Raw genomic sequence first — 20,083 nt, 5'->3', positions numbered from 1 at the left:
TATGACCCAGTGGCAGCGTACTTCAACGATTGCCATCGCCGGCGTGATTTCGCTGGCAGCATCGACAGTCATTGCCGATGAATATCACTACAATAATCTGCTGATTGGTGACCGCGCCTCTGGCATGGGCGGCGCCTATGTTGCCGTCGCCGATGATCCGGCTGGCCTGTATTACAACCCGGCAGGCGTGGTATTTTCCGGCGGTGCCGGTTTTTCCGCCAACGCTAACGCCTTTCACCGCACTACCACCCGCTATAAAAATGTACTCGGTGGCAATGACTGGCAACGTCACTCTCAAATTCTGTTGCCCAACTTCTTCGGCATGATCCAACCGCTGGGCCCCGGCACCGCCGGATTTTCTTATGCGATTGTCGACTCGGCACTGGAAGACCAGGATCAAAAATTTTACGACACTCCCGGACCAGGAAATGTGTTCGACATTAACTTCAACAGTCAGGACAACACCTACAACATTGGTCCATCGTACGCATTCAAAATAAACAATTATCTGTCCGTTGGCTTGACGTTGTACGGCCACTACCGTAAACAGGACATGATATTCAATCAGCAGTATCAGCTTACTGATCCCGACTGGAAGATTGACCCAGTCACGGGCAAGCGTACCTCAGATGGTAGTGGCAGTTATTTAAAAGACAGTACCAATACCGTCAATACCAACCACTGGATCAACCAGTACATCACGTTAACCGAATATGGCATCAAACCGATCCTGGGCGTCATGCTCAGTCCCATCGACAAAGTTTCCATCGGCGTAACCTTTTCACAAACCACCTTGCTGCGCTCTCGCAATGATGAACAGCAGAGTTGCTATTCCACCGACTTTAACGGTATCGAAGAGGATCCCACTACCCTGGATCAAAACGGCCTGTGCAAATACAACCAGGTCACCATTGAGAAGAAATCCAGCAATTTCCAACGAGTTTTCCCCTATAATGTCAACGCCGGCATCGCCTATTTTGCCAGTCCACGCTTGCTGCTCAGCGGCAGTCTCAGCGTCTACCAAGGCATGTATGGCATCCCAAAGCCCTTGATCAACTACTCGTTCGGTACTGAGTTCTACATTAACGGTCAGTGGGCTATTCGTGCCGGTGCCTTTACCAATTTCGCAAATACGCCACAGATTGTCGAAGGCCGTACTGGTCAACCTGAGCACGTCGACTTGTTTGGTGGCAGTTTTAGCATCACCAATTTCACCCGCAGCACTTCCATCACCGCAGGGTTGTCGACCAGCCAAGGGACAGGAAAATCTCAGATGGTTGGTGGTCAAGCGCTGGTGCAGGAAACAGAAATCACTTCCATCACAGGCTTTTTATCCACCGCTTATAGCTTCTGATCAATCCAGGGGGAGAAAACATGGACGCCAGACTTATCGGCCCCATGCTTGAGTCCGTCGTCAACATGCTGCAAGTGGTGAAACCAAAGGCATTGTGTCAGGCATCAATACCACATCCATACTTTTGCCATTTCGCACTGATATTGGCGAGTTCTACGTGGAAATTTGTTTCCCGGTTAATGCCCTTTAACGCGGCGAATTTCGCGACGATCGCGTTTTGACGGCCGCCCAGCGGGTGCACCACTAACGTTAAGCAATTTGCGCATGGCCGATTCCTCGGTACGGCGTTTGATACTTTCCTCGCTCTCCTCATACAGCGACTGCGCCAAGGCCGCCGAGCCACGTTTATCTGCCAAATCCAGTACCGTCACCTGGTAAACATCAATACCTCGGGTAATCTGCACCTTGTCACCAATCTGCATTTTGCGGCTGCACTTGCCGCGCACGCCGTTGACATGCACCTTGCCACCATTGACGGCCTCCGCCGCCTGACTGCGAGTTTTAAAGAACCGGGCAGCCCATAGCCATTTGTCCAAACGGACATCATCGTCAATATTTTTATCGTCACTCATGCTTTCGGCCATTTAAACGGTATAATCTGCACTGACTGGAAATTATACGGTATTGGCAGATGGCTGTAGAAATAGAACGCAAATTTACACTCAAAAATGATCACTGGCGTCGGCACGTCCGCCAGTCCAAATCCTATCGACAGGGTTACCTTAGTGGCGGTCAACAATCCTCCGTACGCGTTCGCATTGAAGATCAGCTTGCCAATATCAACATCAAAAGTGCGACGCTGGGCATCCACCGCCAGGAATACGAATATGCGATTCCGCTAAAAGATGCACACGAACTCCTCAATACTTTGTGCGTCAAACCGCTAATTGAAAAAACCAGACATTTTGTAGAACACCAGGGAAAAACCTGGGAAGTCGACGAATTCCATGGAGACAATGCCGGCCTGATCGTTGCTGAAATTGAACTCAGCAGCGAGAACGAGCAATTCCCTCTGCCCGAATGGGTTGATCAGGAAGTGTCCCATGACGTGCGCTACTACAACGTGAGCCTGGTTAAACACCCTTACAAGGACTGGAAATAAGCTTTGATCGCCATTGTTCGCCGCTTGATATTGTTCCCAGTGCTGCTCGTGCTGCTGCTTAGCAGCTGCAGCTCGCCGCAATCGGATACCATTCGTTTCGGTTTGGCCAGCATGCCCGCCAACGTTGACCCACGTTACGCGACGGATGCGGCATCCACCCGCATTGGTCGCTTGATTTTTGAACGACTGGTCGACTTCAACGAAAAAATGCTGCCGATTCCGGCGCTGGCCGACTGGCAACAACAGTCACCGACCCATTATGTTTTCACCTTGCGCCACGCCTCCCGCTTCCATCATGGTGGAGCGCTCACCAGTCGCGATATTAAAGCCACCTACGAATATATCCTGAACGAAAAAAATGCCTCCCCGCATCGAGGTTCGCTTTCCATCATTCAGGAAATTCGCGCACCAAATGAACAAACAATTGAGTTCATACTGACGCGTCCTGACCCACTGTTCCCCGCCTATCTGGTTATTGGAATTTTGCCCGCCGACTTGCAGGCGAAAGATCACCGTTTTGAGCGCGAACCCGTCGGCAGCGGCCCGTTCCGGTTTGTCGACTGGCCCGAAGAAGGCCGACTGCGCCTGCAGCGTAGCGCGGATAAACAAAACGTCGAATTTATCAACGTTCCCAACCCCACAGTCCGCGTGCTGAAACTCATGCGTGGCGAGTTGGACATCATGCAAAATGATATTCCGCCCGAGCTCATCAATTATCTGGTGAAAAATCACGACGTCAACATTCAGCACAGCAAGGGCGCCAACTACGCCTATCTGGGATTCAATCTGGAAGATCCCATACTGGGCCGACTTGAAGTTCGTCAAGCCATCGCCCACGGCATTAACCGGGATGAAATTATTCACTACGTTTTTGGTGATTCAGCGCGCGTAGCCAACGCATTATTGCCACCCACCCATTGGGCTGGCCATAACAATCTGGTGAGCTATCAGTACGACCCGCAAAAAGCACGGCAACTACTGCAACAGGCGGGAGTAAAACTGCCGCTGGAACTGAGTTACAAAACCTCCAATGATCCGTTCCGCATCCGCATCGCCACCATTTTGCAAAGCCAGATGGAGCAAATCGGCGTCCATGTGAATATTCAGAGTTATGACTGGGGCACCTTCTACGGTGATATTAAATCCGGTCGATTCCAGTTATTTTCGCTGGCCTGGGTCGGCATTAAAACACCGGACATCTACCGCTATGTGTTCCATTCTGCCTCAACACCTCCCGATGGTGCCAATCGCGGTCGCTTTACTGACAAGGAAATCGATCAGTTAATTGAGGAAGCAGAAAAGTTCAGCGACCTGCAAAAACAGGCCGAGGTATATCGCCGCCTGCAGGAAAAAATCCACGCAAACCTGCCCTACGTGCCGCTGTGGTATGAGGACAATGTACTGATCAGCCGCAAAAACATCAGCAATTATCGTCTGCCAGTGGATGGTGATTACGACGGTTTGATTTTGGCGAACAAAACACCATGAGTCTGCGTCTGCACATTTCGATTGCCAAGCAGCAACTGCAGTTGTTGCGCGGCAACGATGTGCTAAAAACATTTACGATTTCGACCGCCAAGAACGGCCCCGGCGAAAAAAGTGGCAGCGGCTGCACACCGCGCGGTCAGCATTATGTGCGCGCCAAAATTGGCGACAACCAGCCAATCAATGCCGTCTTCGTGGGACGGCGTCCGACCGGTGAAATCTATCACCCGGAACTCGCCGCGCAATTTCCACAGCGCGACTGGATTCTCAGTCGCATTCTCTGGCTGTGCGGCAACGAACGCGGCAAAAACCGCTTGGGCGACGTCGACACCATGCGCCGTTACATCTACATCCACGGCACACCAGACAGTGAACCCATGGGCATCCCCCTATCGCACGGCTGCGTTCGCATGCAAAACCAAGATATCATGGAACTTTTTGCCGCCATTCCGCCATATTGCCCGGTTTATATCGAATAAAACCAACGTCAGGCGTGAGCTTGATCACACTGTTTCCCTGCCCAGGGCCGACATAAAGTTAGCTCCCCTGACTTGCCCGGACCCATGGACATGATAGACGCAACCCGTAACCCAAACAGCTCGCTGACATCGCAACTGGATTCCGTCCTGGCGGTTTCCACGATGATCATGTCGTCACTGGAAGAAGACACGGTGCGGCAAAATGCCATTGAGGCAACCCGCACCTTGATCAACTGCGATGCCACCAGTTTGTTGCTGGTCAACGAAACCACCGGCGGACTGTATTTTGATGTCGCCATTGGCGATCAAGGCGAACGGGTTAAAACCATTGAACTGGCCAAAGGTCAAGGCATCGCCGGCTGGGTTGCTGAACATCGCGAACCGGTCATCATTCAAGACGCCCAAAACGATACCCGATTGTTTCGCCAGGCAGATAGCAGCTCCGGCTTCAAAACCCGCAACATGCTGTGTGTGCCCATCATGGTGCGCAGCAAACTAATTGGCGTGCTGCAAGCACTCAACAAAAAACAAGGTACCTTCAACGACACCGACAGTCGTATGCTGGCCAGTCTGGCCGCACAAATTGGTGTCGCGCTGGACAACGCCCGACTGTATCACGCCCTCAATGATACGTTTCATGCGGTGATTCAGGTGCTGATTGAAGCCATCGAAAAACGTGATCCCAACGCCGCCGGCCATGCCAAACGCGTCAGCATGTACAGCGTCGCCATCGGTAAGGAAATGGGACTGGATCGTGCCCAACTGGTCAATCTGAAGCTGGCCGCACTGCTACACGATGTAGGCATGATGAGCCTATCCGACGACATGCTGGTGCGCCGTCGCGGTGGCGATGTCAGCAAATTCCGTGAGCAGCAAATCATCAAAAAACATTTGGAAATGGGCACGGATTTATTGCATACCGTCAAGCCGCTGCATCATCTGCTACCCATCATCAAATTTCATCACGAACTGTATGATGGCAGCGGCCCTCATCGTCTGGTGGGTGAAAAAATTCCGCTGCTAGCGCGCATCATTGTCGTTGCTGATCATTTGGACGCGATGCTGAATGATCGCCCTTACGGCACATGCCTGGGGTACGACAGTGCGCTGCTGGAACTGGAACGCAGCGCCGGGCGAAAATTTGATCCCAAGGTCGTCAAGGCTCTAATGCAGTCCAAATCAGTCAAAATGGCGCGCCGTTTTTTCAACTATTGATCTGCTATACTGCGGCCTTGTTTTTTGCGTGGCCGCAGCATGAATCAGATCATCAAACAACGCCCCATCATCTCCGACCATCTCTCGTTTGACGACAAGTTACACCCGGTGCTCAAGCGGGTTTTCCAGCGCCGCCCATTACAGCACAGCAATGACCTCGACTGCGGCCTCAAACAATTACTCTCTTTCCATGCGCTCAAGGGCATGGACCAAGCAGTCGCGCTGCTGCATCACGCCATGCAGACCGAGCAACGCATCGTGGTGGTTGGTGATTTTGACGCCGATGGCGCCACCAGCACCGCCGTTGCCATCAAGGGATTGCGCATGCTGGGCGCTCGCCGCGTCAGCTTTCATGTTCCCAACCGCTTCAAATACGGCTATGGACTCACCCCCGGCATTGTCGAAGAAGTCCACCAGCTGGGCGCGGATTTGATCATCACCGTGGACAACGGCATTGCCAGCTTTGATGGCATTGCCACCGCCAAAACCCTGGGCATGCAGGTGCTGGTCACCGACCATCATCTGGCAGCTGACCAACTGCCCGCTGCCGATGCCATCGTGAATCCCAATCAGCCAGGGGATCTGTTTGAATCCAAAAACCTCGCCGGCGTTGGCGTGATTTTTTACGTGCTGCTGGCCTTGCGCGCCCACTTGCGCAGCATTGGCTGGTTCGAACAACGCACCCTGGCCGAGCCCAATCTGGCAACCCTGCTGGATCTGGTCGCACTGGGCACAGTCGCCGACGTGGTCGCCCTGGATCACAACAACCGGATTCTGGTATCGCAAGGTCTGCAGCGCATTCGCCAAGGCATGGCCTGCCCGGGTATCCAGGCATTGATTGAGGTATCCAAACGCCCCCTGACCAAACTGGTCGCCAATGATCTGGGATTTGGCCTGGGCCCGCGCCTGAACGCGGCGGGCCGACTGGAGGACATGAGCATCGGTATCAACTGCCTGCTGGCGGACAACTTGGGACAGGCCCGGCAACTGGCCGTTCAACTGGATAACCTTAACCAGGAACGCAAAGTCATTGAACAGGAAATGAAAAGTCAGGCGCTGGACGACCTGCGCCGACTGAATTTGGGCAGTGTGGATCGGCTGCCGCTGGGGGTCTGCATTTACCAGCCCGAGTGGCACCAGGGCGTCATCGGCATCCTGGCCTCGCGCATCAAGGACCACCTGCACCGCCCCGTCATCGCCTTGGCCGAAGAAGACGAACAACACCTGAAAGGCTCCGCGCGCTCGGTGGCCGGTGTCCACATCCGCGACGTTCTGGATGCCATCAGCAAACGTCATCCTCACCTGCTGAACAAGTTTGGCGGTCACGCCATGGCCGCCGGTCTGTCGTTGGCCAAAGCGCATCTGCCGGCGTTCCAGCAGGCTTTCGCCGACGAGGTCGCCCATTATCTCAGCCGCGAACAACTGCAAGGGGTGGTCTACAGCGATGGCGAACTGCAGCCGGACGAATTCAACCTGGAAACGGCCATCAGCCTGCGCCAATCCGGCCCCTGGGGGCAGGCGTTCCCGGAGCCTGTGTTCGACGGCCACTTTGAGGTTTTACAGGTACGCGTGATGAGCGACAAACATTTGAAGCTCACTCTGCGTCACCCCAGGCTGCCTCAGCCAGTGGAAGCGGTTGGTTTTAACCAATTGGAACCGGGAGAATCCCCGGCGGTACAAAACGGTGACCGGGTACACCTCGCCTACAAACTCGACATCAACGAATTCCGTGGTGATACCCGACTACAATTGATGATGGAGTGCCTGTTGCCTCAAAACGTCGGCGTGGCACCTGAGACTTTGGAATAATTCTTTGGAATTTCAAATAATTGAGCATCCATCTTCACGTTTTCCCTGGCATCCTGCAAGAATCGCTGATCACCTGCCACATTCCACTCCCTTAGTGGGAATCCCTGGGAAAACGCCAACTCGGGCTGCTGAATAAACATCGCCCGCTGACAATCCCGGGCGGCGGATGATGCATCCTGCCAACCGGCAGCAGCATAGCGCGCCATGTAGCGGCGATAATCACTCAGCTTTTGCAAGCTCGCCGGCAGCATTGAGCGCACCGCCACCAGCTCCAGACAGGGCTGACCAGCCAAATCCAATCGGTGGTGACGCGCCGAAACGCCGGACTGTGTGCGGGCAACATTGCGGGGCATGGCGAAACTATCATCTTCCTGATGCGTCCAGGCCAATGGAATCCGCTGATCATCCGGCATACCCTTGGCGAACACCTCTACCGTACGGCTGCTCATATCCACCGAAAATAACTGATATTGCTCTGCATCAAACAGCCAGTACTTTTGATTATTCCCTCCAACTTCGATTCGTATCCCATTGTCAGACATCAGGTAACGAACGTAACGCTGAGATTGACCGGAGGACTGTTCCAGAAAAATCAGTACCTCGCCGACGGTTTCCGGGCCGCCCGTCCGCAATGGATTGGAACTGCATCCGATCAGCATGACCACAACCATCAATCCCATCCAAACACGCATCCTGCCTCCTAAAGCAATGAATAAAGATAATTGATTTCTTCCTGGGTAAAACCGGCTTCCCGCCGGGCCTGCTCATTGATGGGGGGACGGATACGGTGCCTCGCCCAATCATCAATCAGTTCTTCAAACTTTTGCAGGTCGTCGATACCCCGTTGCTGACAGAGATATCGGAACCAGCGCGTTCCGGATTCGACATGGCCGATTTCCTCACGATAAATCACCTCGAGAATCGCCACCGCATCGTGGTATTTTTGATTCTGCAAACGGGTCATCATTCCAGGCGTCACGTCCAGACCACGCGCCTCTAGTACGCGGGGCACCAGGGTCATGCGTCGCAGCACGTCATCATCGGTGAGTACCGCCATGTCCCACAAGTTGTTATGCGCATCAAAACTGCCGTACTCAAAACCCAGCTTCTGCATGTAGGCCTGCACTAAGGAAAAATGACTAGCCTCTTCGCAGGCAATGCGCACCCAGTCATCGTAGAAACCGCGCGGCAAATCACGAAACCGGTACACCGCATCCCAGGCCAGATTGATCGCGTTAAATTCAATATGTGCGATCGCGTGCATGAACGCAGCGTGACCTTCCTGACTACCCAGGCGACGCATGGGCAATTCGTGATTGGTGACCAAATGGGGGCGCTCCGGCCTGCCCGGATCGGGGACCGGCTCGATCAATGAACTGCCCGCCAGAGGATAGTCCCCCTGCGCCCAGCGCTGGGCCGCCAGCAGCGTTGCCGCAACTTTCTGCTCTGGATTTCTCAGCAGCAAACAATAGCGCGCAACATCGAACAAACCTTGACCGGGTTCTAGCTCTGGACTCGCGTTTTCTACCACCATGACCGATACACCTTTGTCTGAGCGCTCATCCATAAAATTCACAGGCTGATTCTACCTGAATGACAAGGTGCGCCCAACTGTTGGCTCAGGTAGAATGGGCTGATAATCGTTTTCATAACCCCTTTCCCAACAAAGACATGCAGCACACTATTCTACAAGAGATCGTCATCCTGCTCGCGGTTTCGGTTATCGCCGTGGCTGCGTTCCGTCGATTGAATTTACCACCTATCCTGGCCTACCTGTTTGTCGGTGTGCTGGTTGGTCCGCATGGTTGGGGGTGGATTGCCGACACCGAGGGAACGCGCTTCATTGCCGAGTTTGGCGTGGTGTTCCTGCTGTTTACGCTGGGTCTGGAATTTTCACTGCCGCAGCTCGTCGCCATGCGCCGGGATGTTTTTGGCTTGGGCGGCACACAGGTTGTTCTGACCATGCTCGTCATCGGCGTCACTGCCTGGTTGCTGGGCACCAGCGGCGAAGCGGCTATCGTCATCGGTGGTGCACTGGCTTTGTCGTCAACGGCGATCGTCATCAAACAACTGTCGGAACAGATCGAACTGAACTCACGCCATGGCCGCCTGTCGGTCGCCATTCTGTTGTTCCAGGATCTGGCGGTGGTACCGCTGCTCATCGTGGTGCCGGTGCTCGCCGGACAGGGAGAAACCTCACTGACAATGGAACTCGGGCTGGCGCTGGCCAAAGGTGTGGTCGTACTCGCCGCCATGCTGGCGATCGGTCATTGGCTGTTGCGACCGATTTTCCACGAAATTGCCCGCTCGCATTCTTCCGAGCTTTTCACCCTTGCGGTTCTGTTGTTTGCGCTGTCGGCGGCCTGGACCACACATTTGTCCGGCTTGTCATTGGCACTGGGTGCATTCCTGGCGGGCATGATGCTGGGCGAAACAGAATTCCGCCATCAGGTTGAGGCCGATATCCGCCCTTTCCGCGACGTGCTACTGGGTCTGTTTTTCATCACTGTCGGCATGTTGCTGGACATCCACGCCCTGCCCGGAGTCATCCATTGGGTGTTGCTGGTACTCGTGGGATTGATCGTACTGAAAATTTTGCTGATCACCTTACTGTGTGCCGGCATAGGGCATGAAAAAGGCGTTGCACTGCGTACCGGAATTACCTTGGCACAAGGTGGTGAATTTGGTTTTGCGCTGCTCTCGTTGGCTTTCGGTGATGGCATCATTTCGGAAACCGACTCGCAAATTGTGCTTGCGGCGATCATTCTCAGCATGGCACTGACACCCGCCTTGATCCGCTACAACGGTCACGTCGCCAAGTTCGTCTTCGCATCCACCTATGGCAGTGATCGCCAAAAGGCACAGGCTGAAATTGATGCGGCCAACAAAAACTTGAAAGATCACGTACTGATCTGCGGGTTTGGTCGAATTGGACAAAACATTGCGCGTTTTCTCGAGCAGGAAAACTTCCGCTACACCGCGCTCGATCTTGATCCAGTCAGGGTACGCGAAGCCCGCGCTGCCGGGCAAAATGTCAACTACGGTGACTCCACCCATCGCGAAATATTGGAAGCCGCCGGCCTGATGCGTGCCAAGGTGCTGGTATTGAGTTTTGACGACAATCGCGCCACCGAAAAAATCCTGCAGCAGGCCAAGCAACTTCGTCCAGACATTCCCGTCCTGGTACGGACGCGCGACGACTCCAGTCTCGATAATTTGCTGGCATCCGGCGCAACTGAAGTCGTGCCAGAAACGCTAGAGGCCAGCCTGATGCTGTCTTCTTATGTTTTGATGCTACTGAATGTACCCGTCAAACGCATCGTCAAACACGTGCAGGACGTGCGCACCAATCGCTACAAAATTTTGCGCCAGTTTTTCCCCGGACGGGAGATGACTGACATTACGGGTGCCAATGTCAGCCGCGAAGGTCTGCACAGCGTGGAGATTACCAATGGCGCGTTTGCGGTTGGAAAAACACTGCGCGAAATGAAACTGGACGCCTGCAGTATCAGCATCACCGGCTTGCGCCGCGGTGACAATATCGTTACCAATCCTGGAATGGATACGCGCCTACAAACACTGGACGTTGTCGTGTTGTACGGCACACCAGAAGATTTGGAGCATGCCGAAGCCATCTTGTTACGTGGATAAAAAAATAGCTGCCTAGGCAGCTATTTTAATTTTTTCGTTGTCGCCAGCATCAAACCACCTTGATGTGCCAAGGCTCAAAGCGCACGCCAAACGGATTATTCTCGAAATAGCGGATATTGATGTAACCCAAATCCGACAAGCGTTTGAACTCATCGGTCTGCGCAAAATCTTCGGTAAAGTTACGATAGCCATAACCACGCTTGCCCACATCAAAATCGCCAATGCCGTGGAACGAATACCCGGGAGGCGCCAGTGAACGCGAAGCCATGGACAAATTCCCCTTCGATTCGATCGCCTTCAGCACAAACAAATGCATCTGCTTGACCAAACCACGCACACCGGACGTCAGCACAACGTTGTTACGCAGGTCTCTGGCGATCTTGTTGTATAGCGCCTCGGGCTTGCCACGGAACAAATAATGACCACTGCCAGGAATCTTCAAGGTATCTCTATCTGCCACTTTGGCGGTAAACCCGGCAAACACTTTCTCACCATAAAAGCCGTATTCACCGGCATTGGTATAAAACAGCTTCTCGAGAAAATCCTTTTCCTCGGCAGTGAACTCACCCACGCTGCTGTAGCGTCGCCCTACCGATAACGCTCCATCCATGTCCAACATGGAAAAATTGGCATAGCCCACCATTCGCTGAACGTTATTAAGTCGATTAGCCACTTTTTTCAACAAGGCGAACTGACGTTCATCCAGAATAATATCGTCTTGAAAGTGCTCATTAAAATTTTTAATCTTGGTGAGATAATCCTTTACGTGGCGATCCGCCACCGTGTCCATATCGCCCGCCGCCGTCGCCAAGCCCGGAGAACCCGCAACGACCAATCCGGTTGCCATGCTCTTTAAAAACGAACGTCTATCCACTTGATCAACCCCATCAATCCTTCACGCACCAATGGACCCGTATCTCGACCAGCAGCCCCTGCCATGCCACAAACCGGGACCATCGACCTGTCCTCTTCCTTCCTATATCGCACTATTTAAGTCAATTCTTAAACATTCTGCCAGCAAAAATAAAAAAAAGGCCAGCTTTTTATCGGCTGGCCAATTCTTTATAAATTAAGCAGTTAAAAGCCTACAAGAATACCGCCTCGGCTGAAAATCCCTCTTTTTCCATAATGGTGCGCAGCTTATGCAGCGCCTCCACCTGAATTTGCCTGACACGCTCACGGGTTACCCCAATCTGGTCACCCACTTCTTCCAGCGTTGCCATATTCTGGCCATTCAAACCAAACCGACCGATGACCACTTGGCGCTGCTTGTCGTTCAGCTGCTCCAACCACTCATCAAGATGACGACTAAAATCCTCGTCCTCCAGTTTCAATATCGGGTCAGAGTTGTTTTCATCAGGAATGGAGTCCAACACCGAACGACCGTTTTCCTGACCAATTGGCACGTCTGCCGAAGTGACGCGTTCATTCAGCGCCATAATGCGCTTCACATCTTCGGCTGGCTTTTCCAGAAAACGGGCAATTTCTTCAGGGCTTGGTTCATGATCAACCGTCTGGGCATATTGACGGGCAACTCTAAGGTAGGTGTTTAGTTCTTTGACAACGTGAATAGGAAGGCGAATGGTACGGGTTTGATTCATCAGCGCGCGTTCTATTGTTTGCCTTATCCACCACGTTGCGTAAGTGGAAAAACGAAACCCGCGTTCTGGATCAAATTTTTCGACGGCATGGATCAGTCCCAAATTACCTTCTTCGATCAAATCGAGAAATGCCAAGCCTCGATTCAGGTAACGTCGAGCAATCTTTACCACCAAACGCAAATTGCTTTCAATCATGCGCTTGCGAGCAGACTCATCGCCTTTTTGTGCCAGACGCGAGAAATACACTTCTTCCTCGGCACTTAACAATGGCGAAAAGCCAATTTCATTCAGATATAACCGCGTAGCATCCAATTGGCCCTCGGATACATCAACGACGACGGCAACGTCTTCGTCTTTCTCATCCTCGACGAGCTCATCCTGCTCGATCCAACTCACGTCATCTTCCGTGGGAACCATCCTGTCCTCCTTCTAGCGTGGCGCTAAGTTTTTATTCTAGTATTGTATTCACGCCGCCTGGGCAGCCGTTGCTCAACACGAAAACTATCACGGTAACGCTGGCAAAATCGACAAAGGATCAACTGCTTGACCATTGCGGCGCGTCTCAAAATACAACAGACTGCGACCATCATCGGTTTGTCCCATTTTAGCTATCATTTGCCCTGACTTGACCGTTTCCCCCTCTTTCACTAATAACAACTGGTTATGACCATACGCACTCAAAAAAGCTCCATTGTGCTTGATGATAATTAGCTGTCCATAGCCAACCAAGCCACCGCCAGCATACACCACTTTACCCGCAGAAGCTGCATATATGTTCTGCCCTAGCTGGCCCTCAATGTCAATGCCCTTTTTCTGCCGATTATCGTGTTGATGTATCTGCGCGCGAGATTTTGTCGCTGTTGGCCAACGCCATGCGAGCGCGCCATCCGCAGGAACAACAGGTTGCAATGGCGCAGTTTTTACTGCGGGCTGCTGAACAGGTTTCTCAGGAGAAATTTTCTTGGCCGGTGTCGGCGCTTGAGCACGCGGAGCAGTCGATTTACGCACACGATCAGGATATTCGTCCTCCCACCATTGTGGCTCTGGCGGCGCAACCCGCAGCCACTGGCCTTCAGAAATTTGATAGGGAGGTCGTAGCTTATTCCAGCGGGCAACATCGCGATAATCCTGACCATATCGCCAACCAATGGAATACAGTGTTTCGCCACGCTCAACCTTGTGATGCACCAAAGTTCCGCAGCCAGAGAGCAATAATATGAAAAAAATGCTGCAGACCCGGCCAAGCTGGGCAATCACAGTTTGTATCATCTGCTCACTACGTAGATGACAACGATAGCTGCCACCAGTAACCAGCCGATGTATTCAATGTAATGTCGCAAAGTTGTTTCCATGCGCTCACCTCCCCAACGAATCACCAGCGCCACGGCAAAAAACCGCAGGCCGCGCCCAATCAGCGATGCGAGTAAAAACGGCACCAATGCCATTCCGGCAACACCTGCCGCAATAGTGAAAACTTTGTAGGGAATCGGTGACACACCCGCAATAAACACCACCCATACACCCCATTCACCAAACCAGCGTACCGCCGTTTCATACGCAGACTGGTAACTTGGATTGGCTTGAATGATGGGTTCGACCAGATCAAAACCAAACACACCGATGAAATATCCGAACGCACCACCAAGCACCGAGAAAATCGTGGTAATCATCGCAAAATGCAGCGCACGCGAAGGATTTGCCAAACACATCGGCGCCAACATCACATCCGGCGGAACCGGAAAAAAAGAAGATTCAGTAAAACTCAAACCAGCCAAATAGTAACTCGCCCGACGATGCTTCGCCCAAACAAGAACCTTGTCGTACATTTTGGAAAACATGCGCATTACTGAACACCACCTAACAACGGTACAAACTGCACTGCATCAAGAATTTGTTGCTGATAGCCTTCTTCTTCACGAATGATCAGCTTCAAAAATTGTTGGCCATTTTCCGACGATGGAATCACCAGCCGACCACCAATACGTAATTGCGCCAGCAACGCGGGCGGCACGCCAACTGGCGCAGCAGTCACCAATATTCCATCAAATGGCGCGTGTTCCGGCCACCCCAGGTTTCCGTCATCGTATTTAAAACGCACATTGGAAATTTTCAGTTCGCGCAAACTGCCGCGCGCACGCATTTGCAGCGCACGAATGCGCTCCACGGTAAATACTTCACCAACCAGTGGTGCCAACACCGCCGTCTGGTATCCGGAACCAGTGCCTACTTCCAGCACTTTTTGCAGTGGCCCGCCAGCCAGTAGCAACTCTGTCATCCGCGCAACAATGTAGGGTTGGGAAATCGTTTGGCCAAATCCAATAGGCAACGCCGTATCTTCGTAGGCGCGACTGGACAAGGCTTCGTCCATAAAAATATGGCGTGGAGTACTGCGCATCGCCTCAAGCACCGGCAACGACCGAATTCCCTGCGCCTGGAGCCGCTGTACCAGTCGTTCGCGGGTGCGTTGCGACGTCATGCCTATACCTTGCAACCGACTATTCATTCAGCCCTACACACCCTTTAGCCAAACAGACAATTCCTTCAATGCCTGATGCCGCGTCAGGTCCACCTGGATAGGGGTGACCGAGGCATATCCCTGGTTGACCGCCCAAAAATCCGTGCCCTCACCTGCGTCCGCTTCGGGTCCCGCCGGGCCGATCCAGTAAACCTCTTTGCCACGCGGATCGAGCTGACGAACAACAGGTTCGGCCTTATGCCGATTACCCAGCCGGGTAGGCAAAATTCCTTTCAATTCATGCAGGGGAATATCAGGTACATTCACATTCAGAATAGTGTTGGCAGGAATCGGCGCATTCGCCAAATGCTTTACTACCCTCACCGCCACCGCTGCAGCCGTGGCCAAGTGCTGACCATCATGCCCCACCAAAGACACAGCAACTGCAGGCAAGCCCAAGAAACGGCCCTCAATCGCTGCCGCCACTGTACCGGAATAAATGACATCATCCCCCAGATTGGCGCCATTGTTGATGCCAGAAACCACCAGGTCGGGTTCCTCGCTCAGTAAGCCAGTCAATGCCAAGTGGACGCAGTCCGACGGCGTTCCTTCCACTCGAATCACGCCGTCACTCATTCTCTGCGCGCGAATGGGCAAATCCAGGGTCAGCGAGCTGCTTGCACCACTTTTGTTTCTGTCGGGAGCCACCACCGATACGTTACCAAGCGACCGCATCGCCTGAGCCAGCGCCAGTATGCCCGGCGCGGTGTAGCCATCATCATTGCTGACTAGAATCTTCATGTTATTTTTCAAGGAAATATCCAAATCGGTTGAGTATACCTTGGTTTCATCTGAGGCAACAGCGAAGCGTTTGGACGGCTCTTCCATCGCAATGTGCGCTGCCGTATACTGAGCGACTTGGTTTTACCGGAAAAATTCGGGCAATGGCGACGTCATCTAAAACAACAAAAATATCTGACGCTGAGCGAGCCCTGTTCCTGGACGCAGTGGAAGGTGCCCGTCGTTTACAGCACGACCGCGTCAGCTTGGAGCAGCCAAAACGCGCTGCAAAACGTCCTCTGCGGAATGATCCCCTGGCGCAAAGTGCTCAGCTCATATCAATTCACGACGCTGCTTTTCCTGAGGATTTGCCCCAGCAGGAATTCCTTGCCTACCAAACAGACGGCTTGCAGCGTTCCGTTTTACGAAAACTTCGCCGCGGCCAACTCCCACCAAGTACACGAATTGATTTGCATGGAAAAACAGTTGAACAGGCCAAACTCATCCTCGCACAAGTATTGGAAAACTCAGATCGATACGGGCAAAATCTGCTCATTGTGCATGGCCGAGGCCTGAGCTCCCCACAAGGGGAAGCGATACTCAAACGACGCGTCGCCTACTGGCTGCGTCAACACCCTAACGTATTGGCATACTGCTCTGCCCAGCCGCAAGACGGCGGCACCGGGGCAGTTTATGTACTCCTAAGAAAATAACCTCACTCAGCATCCCGATGATAAAACGCCGTATCAAACGATATATTCCCGACAAGCACACGCTGTCGAATCATAAGTCATTGAAAATATTTGGTGATTTAATTTTAGCCAACAACCTTTGGCACTTGAACCGCAAATCGGTCAGCGGCGCATTCAGCGTTGGCTTGTTCTGGGCGCTCATCCCCATGCCATTCCAAATGCTGCCAGCGGCCGCTTGCGCGCTGATATTCCGCGTCAATCTGCCAATCTCCATGGCATTGGTTTGGTTAACCAATCCCATTACCATGCCCCCAGTTTTCTACGTTACCTATCAATTGGGTGCCTGGATCCTGAATATTCCTCCCAGCCCCTTCGAATTCGAACTTTCCTGGGACTGGCTAAGTCATGAGCTTGACCACATCTGGAAACCATTTTTGCTGGGTAGCATTATCTCTGCGATCAGCGCAGCGGTTCTAGGCAACATTCTGGCAAGGTTCGGCTGGCGCATGCTGGTTATACATAACTGGAAAAAGCGTCAGAAAAAAATGCAGTCCAAACGATAAGATGATGAAATCTGCCGCGGCTTTTGCACTTTTGCTCGCGTTGGTTTGGCTAACAGGGTGTAGCTCAGAACACACCCCAAGCTATGCTCTGCCCGACAATTTAAGCCTGCGTCAGTACCAGGGCACAGAACAGGCAAACTACGTCATCAGCGGCCAGTACACGGGGCAAGACGCACCGTTGAGCATTAGTGGCGACATCACACTCACCTGGCAACCCAACACTGCGACCACCGCTGGTATCTCCGCATTACAAAATAAAACCTTGTTCACCGAGCAGTGGCGCAGCAATATCGTCAATTACCCACCGTTTTTCATGGAACGTACGTTCTGGCAACAAGACAACGGACAACTCGTGTACGCAGGCTTTCGCCTAAGCGCGCAAGGCGAGATCTATTGGGCTGCGCCGCTCAACGGCAGCGGCCCGGATGCTGGCATCGCCTCGCTGGGTGCTCCCACCCCCGAAGCCCCCGCCTTGCTGAGCTACGAATTATGGCGATGCAATAACGGTGTCTGTAGCGAAAAAGTCGCTAACGTCACCGAAGGTTATCAATACCTGGGCATAGAAAAAGTCGAAACCCCCTACGCAGTTTTCGACACTCTGCGTTACCAATACCAATTGGAGATCGTCGGCGTTGCCAGTCATCCTGAGTTGAACTTACGGATCTCGGGTCATAGCTGGATTTACCCACCGCTGGGGCCCGTCAAATTCAGTTGGCTGCTGTTTAACGATCAGGGCACAACTAATTTTTCGCTGGGCCTGCTAACCTCCACCAACATCCCGCTACCGCCTCCAAGTCAATAATTTTGACTTGGTTAAATTTTGCTCCACGTGGAACAAAATTTTGACGCTCTCGTTACCATCGATAAATCACACCAGAAAACATTGGCTTAGCGCTTAAAATTTCATCCACTCGGTTAATTTCGGGCATATCAAACAACCACATACACCCCCCGAAAACATTGCAAACGATAAATTGCGCATCCCCACTGAATCACATAAGCTTAAAGCCAACGCCGCGAATTAGCACAAAAATAGCAGGTCAACGGTATAGCCGTTGCAGCAACCACGTTCATTGTCATCATCAGGGTTGAATCATGACTGAAGGGAAGTTAGACGTTATTCAAAGCGATGTGGCCAACACCCTTTGCTCGGTCGTCAGAGAACGCAGCAAACGTTCGGCAGATAAACTCGCATTCCGTTATTTCGATAAAACGACAAACCGCTGGCAAGACTACACCTGGCGCCAGTTCGAGCAGCGCATCTGCCATTTTCAAGGGGGGCTAAAGCAGCTCCAGATCAAAGCTGGCGATTGCGTCGGCATCATGCTGCGAAACTGCCCCGAGTGGGTTCTCATGGAGGTCGCAGCGCTGCGCCTCGGCGCAATTACCGTCCCGTTGTATCCCAACGATCGCCCGGACAATGTCAGCCACATCGTCAATCAGGCCAATATCAAAGTTGTTCTTATCGAATCACAAGCGCAGTACGATATCGTCCGCGAAGCCAGCCACAGCTTTGAAAACACCCCCATGCTACTATCGCTGGAGCGTTTTCCCACCCAGGCGTCACTACCAACACAGACAGTCAATGACTGGCTGGTCGGTGCCACACCCTGCCGTGACGACGAGATGCACATAGCCAAGACCGAAGATCTTGCCACCATTATTTATACCTCTGGCACCACCGGCCAGCCCAAAGGCGTCATGCTGTCGCATCAAAACATCCTGTTTAATGCCCGGGCCGGGGTAAAAGCCCAACCGGTATACAACGACGACCTGTTTCTGTCATTTTTGCCGCTGTCCCATGCCTTGGAGCGCACTGTCGGACTTTACATCCCGATACTGTGCGGCGCGAGCGTCGCCTTTGCCCGCAGTATTCCACAGCTAGCCGAAGATCTGCTGACAATCCGCCCCACGGTCATCATCACCGTGCCGCGAATTTTCGAAAAAGTGTACGCCAAAATCTCCAATCAACTGGAAGAAAAATCCCCCTTGGCGCGCAAGCTATTCCACTCCACCGTCCACATTGGTTGGCATCGGTTCGAGCAACAACAGGGACGAGGCCACTTTACGCCTTCCATGTTGTTATGGCCCGTGCTCAACAAACTGGTCGCGGCCAAAGTACTCGCCAAATTAGGTGGTCGGCTGCGCTTTGCCATCAGTGGCGGTGCACCACTGCCCGAAACCATTGCCCAAACCTTCATCGGCTTAGGGCTACCCATTTTGCAAGGCTATGGTTTAACCGAGGCCAGCCCGGTCATCAGCGTTAACCCTGACCACAACAATCACCCCAGCAGCATCGGCCCTGCCTTGCCTGGAATAGCTGTTCGCGTCGCCGATGACGGTGAACTGCAGGCACTGAGCCCGGGCAACATGCTGGGCTACTGGAAAAACGAGCAAGCCACCAAAGAAACCTTCACTGCCGATGGCTGGCTCAAAACTGGCGACCTGGCGCGAATCGTTGACAACTACATTTACATCACCGGTCGCAAAAAAGAGATCATGGTATTGTCCAACGGTGAGAAAGTACCGCCGGTGGATATCGAAATGGCCATCACACTGGACCCGCTGTTTGAACAAGCCATTGTGATTGGCGAGCAACGTCCCTACCTCACCGCTGTGATCGTTCTTGAACATGAGGCATGGAAAAAACTCGCCGCCAAACTCAACGTACCAATCAGCGCAGACAGTTTACAAAGCAAAGTGGTGATGGATCATGCACTCAGCCGCGTCAGCCAATGCATGCACGCCTTCCCAGGTTACGCACAGATTCGCAAGATACATTTGTCGCTGCACACCTGGACCGACGCCAATGGATTATTGACCGCCTCGCTAAAAATGCGCCGCAAACCGCTGATGGAGTTTTATCAGCAGGAAATTGAAAAACTCTACGCATAAAA

Annotated in this window: 20 protein-coding genes; 11 read left to right on the top strand and 9 right to left on the bottom strand. The window is 52.8% G+C overall.

From position 1 onward, the window contains the following. Nucleotide 1 precedes the first annotated feature (1 nt). Nucleotides 2-1,354, top strand: a complete 1,353-nt coding sequence (locus tag OEW58_01930) for a hypothetical protein (protein MDH5300105.1) — start codon at nt 2-4, stop codon at nt 1,352-1,354. A gap of 176 nt (nt 1,355-1,530) precedes the next feature. Here OEW58_01930 and OEW58_01925 read toward each other — a convergent pair whose 3' ends face one another. Then, nucleotides 1,531-1,926 carry a S4 domain-containing protein gene (locus OEW58_01925; GenBank protein ID MDH5300104.1) on the bottom strand — a complete coding sequence of 132 codons (396 nt, stop codon included), beginning with the start codon at nt 1,924-1,926 and terminating at the stop codon, nt 1,531-1,533. Between the two features lie 59 nt (nt 1,927-1,985). Here OEW58_01925 and OEW58_01920 point away from each other — a divergent pair, with 59 nt between their 5' ends. From OEW58_01920 to recJ, 5 genes are all read left to right on the top strand, one after another. Beyond that, the gene (locus OEW58_01920; GenBank protein ID MDH5300103.1) at nt 1,986-2,456 is read left to right on the top strand and encodes a CYTH domain-containing protein; all 471 of its coding nucleotides are present in this window, start codon (nt 1,986-1,988) and stop codon (nt 2,454-2,456) included. A 3-nt stretch (nt 2,457-2,459) separates the two neighbouring features. Next, the gene (locus OEW58_01915) at nt 2,460-3,944 is read left to right on the top strand and encodes an ABC transporter substrate-binding protein (protein MDH5300102.1); all 1,485 of its coding nucleotides are present in this window, start codon (nt 2,460-2,462) and stop codon (nt 3,942-3,944) included. Beyond that, nucleotides 3,941-4,420 carry a L,D-transpeptidase gene (locus OEW58_01910; GenBank protein ID MDH5300101.1) on the top strand — a complete coding sequence of 160 codons (480 nt, stop codon included), beginning with the start codon at nt 3,941-3,943 and terminating at the stop codon, nt 4,418-4,420. The genes OEW58_01915 and OEW58_01910 overlap by 4 nt, the downstream gene beginning before the upstream one ends. Nucleotides 4,421-4,510: 90 nt before the next feature. Further along, nucleotides 4,511-5,635 carry a GAF domain-containing protein gene (locus OEW58_01905; GenBank protein ID MDH5300100.1) on the top strand — a complete coding sequence of 375 codons (1,125 nt, stop codon included), beginning with the start codon at nt 4,511-4,513 and terminating at the stop codon, nt 5,633-5,635. A gap of 39 nt (nt 5,636-5,674) precedes the next feature. Then, nucleotides 5,675-7,444 carry a single-stranded-DNA-specific exonuclease RecJ gene (gene recJ / locus OEW58_01900; GenBank protein MDH5300099.1) on the top strand — a complete coding sequence of 590 codons (1,770 nt, stop codon included), beginning with the start codon at nt 5,675-5,677 and terminating at the stop codon, nt 7,442-7,444. On the opposite strand, the gene OEW58_01895 is transcribed toward recJ, so the two are convergent. Beyond that, entirely contained in the window at nt 7,408-8,136 is a 729-nt protein-coding gene (locus tag OEW58_01895; GenBank protein ID MDH5300098.1) for a hypothetical protein, read from the bottom strand. The genes recJ and OEW58_01895 overlap by 37 nt on opposite strands. 8 nt (nt 8,137-8,144) lie before the next feature. Further along, nucleotides 8,145-9,011 carry a ferritin-like domain-containing protein gene (locus tag OEW58_01890; GenBank protein MDH5300097.1) on the bottom strand — a complete coding sequence of 289 codons (867 nt, stop codon included), beginning with the start codon at nt 9,009-9,011 and terminating at the stop codon, nt 8,145-8,147. 26 nt (nt 9,012-9,037) lie between these two features. Here OEW58_01890 and OEW58_01885 point away from each other — a divergent pair, with 26 nt between their 5' ends. Then, entirely contained in the window at nt 9,038-11,095 is a 2,058-nt protein-coding gene (locus OEW58_01885; GenBank protein MDH5300096.1) for a monovalent cation:proton antiporter-2 (CPA2) family protein, read from the top strand. 49 nt (nt 11,096-11,144) lie between these two features. Here the strand turns inward: OEW58_01885 and OEW58_01880 are convergent, their stop codons facing one another. From OEW58_01880 to surE, 6 genes are all read right to left on the bottom strand, one after another. Continuing rightward, on the bottom strand, nt 11,145-11,969 hold the full coding sequence (locus OEW58_01880; GenBank protein ID MDH5300095.1) for a M15 family metallopeptidase: 825 nt from the start codon (nt 11,967-11,969) through the stop codon (nt 11,145-11,147). A gap of 211 nt (nt 11,970-12,180) precedes the next feature. Further along, nucleotides 12,181-13,113: an RNA polymerase sigma factor RpoS gene (rpoS, locus tag OEW58_01875; GenBank protein MDH5300094.1), complete on the bottom strand. Its 933-nt coding sequence runs from the start codon at nt 13,111-13,113 to the stop codon at nt 12,181-12,183. Between the two features lie 87 nt (nt 13,114-13,200). Beyond that, nucleotides 13,201-13,965, bottom strand: coding sequence for a peptidoglycan DD-metalloendopeptidase family protein (locus tag OEW58_01870; GenBank protein MDH5300093.1), 765 nt, complete (start codon nt 13,963-13,965; stop codon nt 13,201-13,203). Continuing rightward, complete coding sequence (locus OEW58_01865; protein ID MDH5300092.1) at nt 13,962-14,540, bottom strand: DedA family protein; 579 nt, start codon at nt 14,538-14,540, stop codon at nt 13,962-13,964. Before OEW58_01865 ends, OEW58_01870 begins: the two co-directional genes overlap by 4 nt. Continuing rightward, nucleotides 14,540-15,199, bottom strand: coding sequence for a protein-L-isoaspartate(D-aspartate) O-methyltransferase (locus tag OEW58_01860; GenBank protein ID MDH5300091.1), 660 nt, complete (start codon nt 15,197-15,199; stop codon nt 14,540-14,542). Before OEW58_01860 ends, OEW58_01865 begins: the two co-directional genes overlap by 1 nt. Nucleotides 15,200-15,205: 6 nt before the next feature. Next, nucleotides 15,206-15,952, bottom strand: a complete 747-nt coding sequence (gene surE, locus OEW58_01855; GenBank protein MDH5300090.1) for a 5'/3'-nucleotidase SurE — start codon at nt 15,950-15,952, stop codon at nt 15,206-15,208. A 29-nt stretch (nt 15,953-15,981) separates the two neighbouring features. On the opposite strand from surE, the gene OEW58_01850 reads away from it, so the two are divergent. From OEW58_01850 to OEW58_01835, 4 genes are all read left to right on the top strand, one after another. Next, nucleotides 15,982-16,644 (top strand): Smr/MutS family endonuclease, encoded by a 663-nt coding sequence (locus tag OEW58_01850; GenBank protein ID MDH5300089.1) that lies wholly within the window; start codon nt 15,982-15,984, stop codon nt 16,642-16,644. 17 nt (nt 16,645-16,661) lie between these two features. Further along, the gene (locus OEW58_01845; protein ID MDH5300088.1) at nt 16,662-17,186 is read left to right on the top strand and encodes a DUF2062 domain-containing protein; all 525 of its coding nucleotides are present in this window, start codon (nt 16,662-16,664) and stop codon (nt 17,184-17,186) included. Nucleotide 17,187: 1 nt separating this feature from the next. Beyond that, a complete protein-coding gene (locus OEW58_01840) occupies nt 17,188-17,988 on the top strand; it encodes a hypothetical protein (GenBank protein MDH5300087.1) in 801 nt (266 codons plus the stop codon). Between the two features lie 293 nt (nt 17,989-18,281). Next, nucleotides 18,282-20,081, top strand: coding sequence for a long-chain fatty acid--CoA ligase (locus OEW58_01835; protein ID MDH5300086.1), 1,800 nt, complete (start codon nt 18,282-18,284; stop codon nt 20,079-20,081). Nucleotides 20,082-20,083 lie beyond the last annotated feature (2 nt).

The sequence above is a fragment of the Gammaproteobacteria bacterium genome (genome assembly GCA_029884425.1).
In the GTDB taxonomy this organism is placed as follows: domain Bacteria; phylum Pseudomonadota; class Gammaproteobacteria; order S012-40; family S012-40; genus JAOUHV01.
This window is presented reverse-complemented; position numbering and strand designations above follow the sequence as displayed.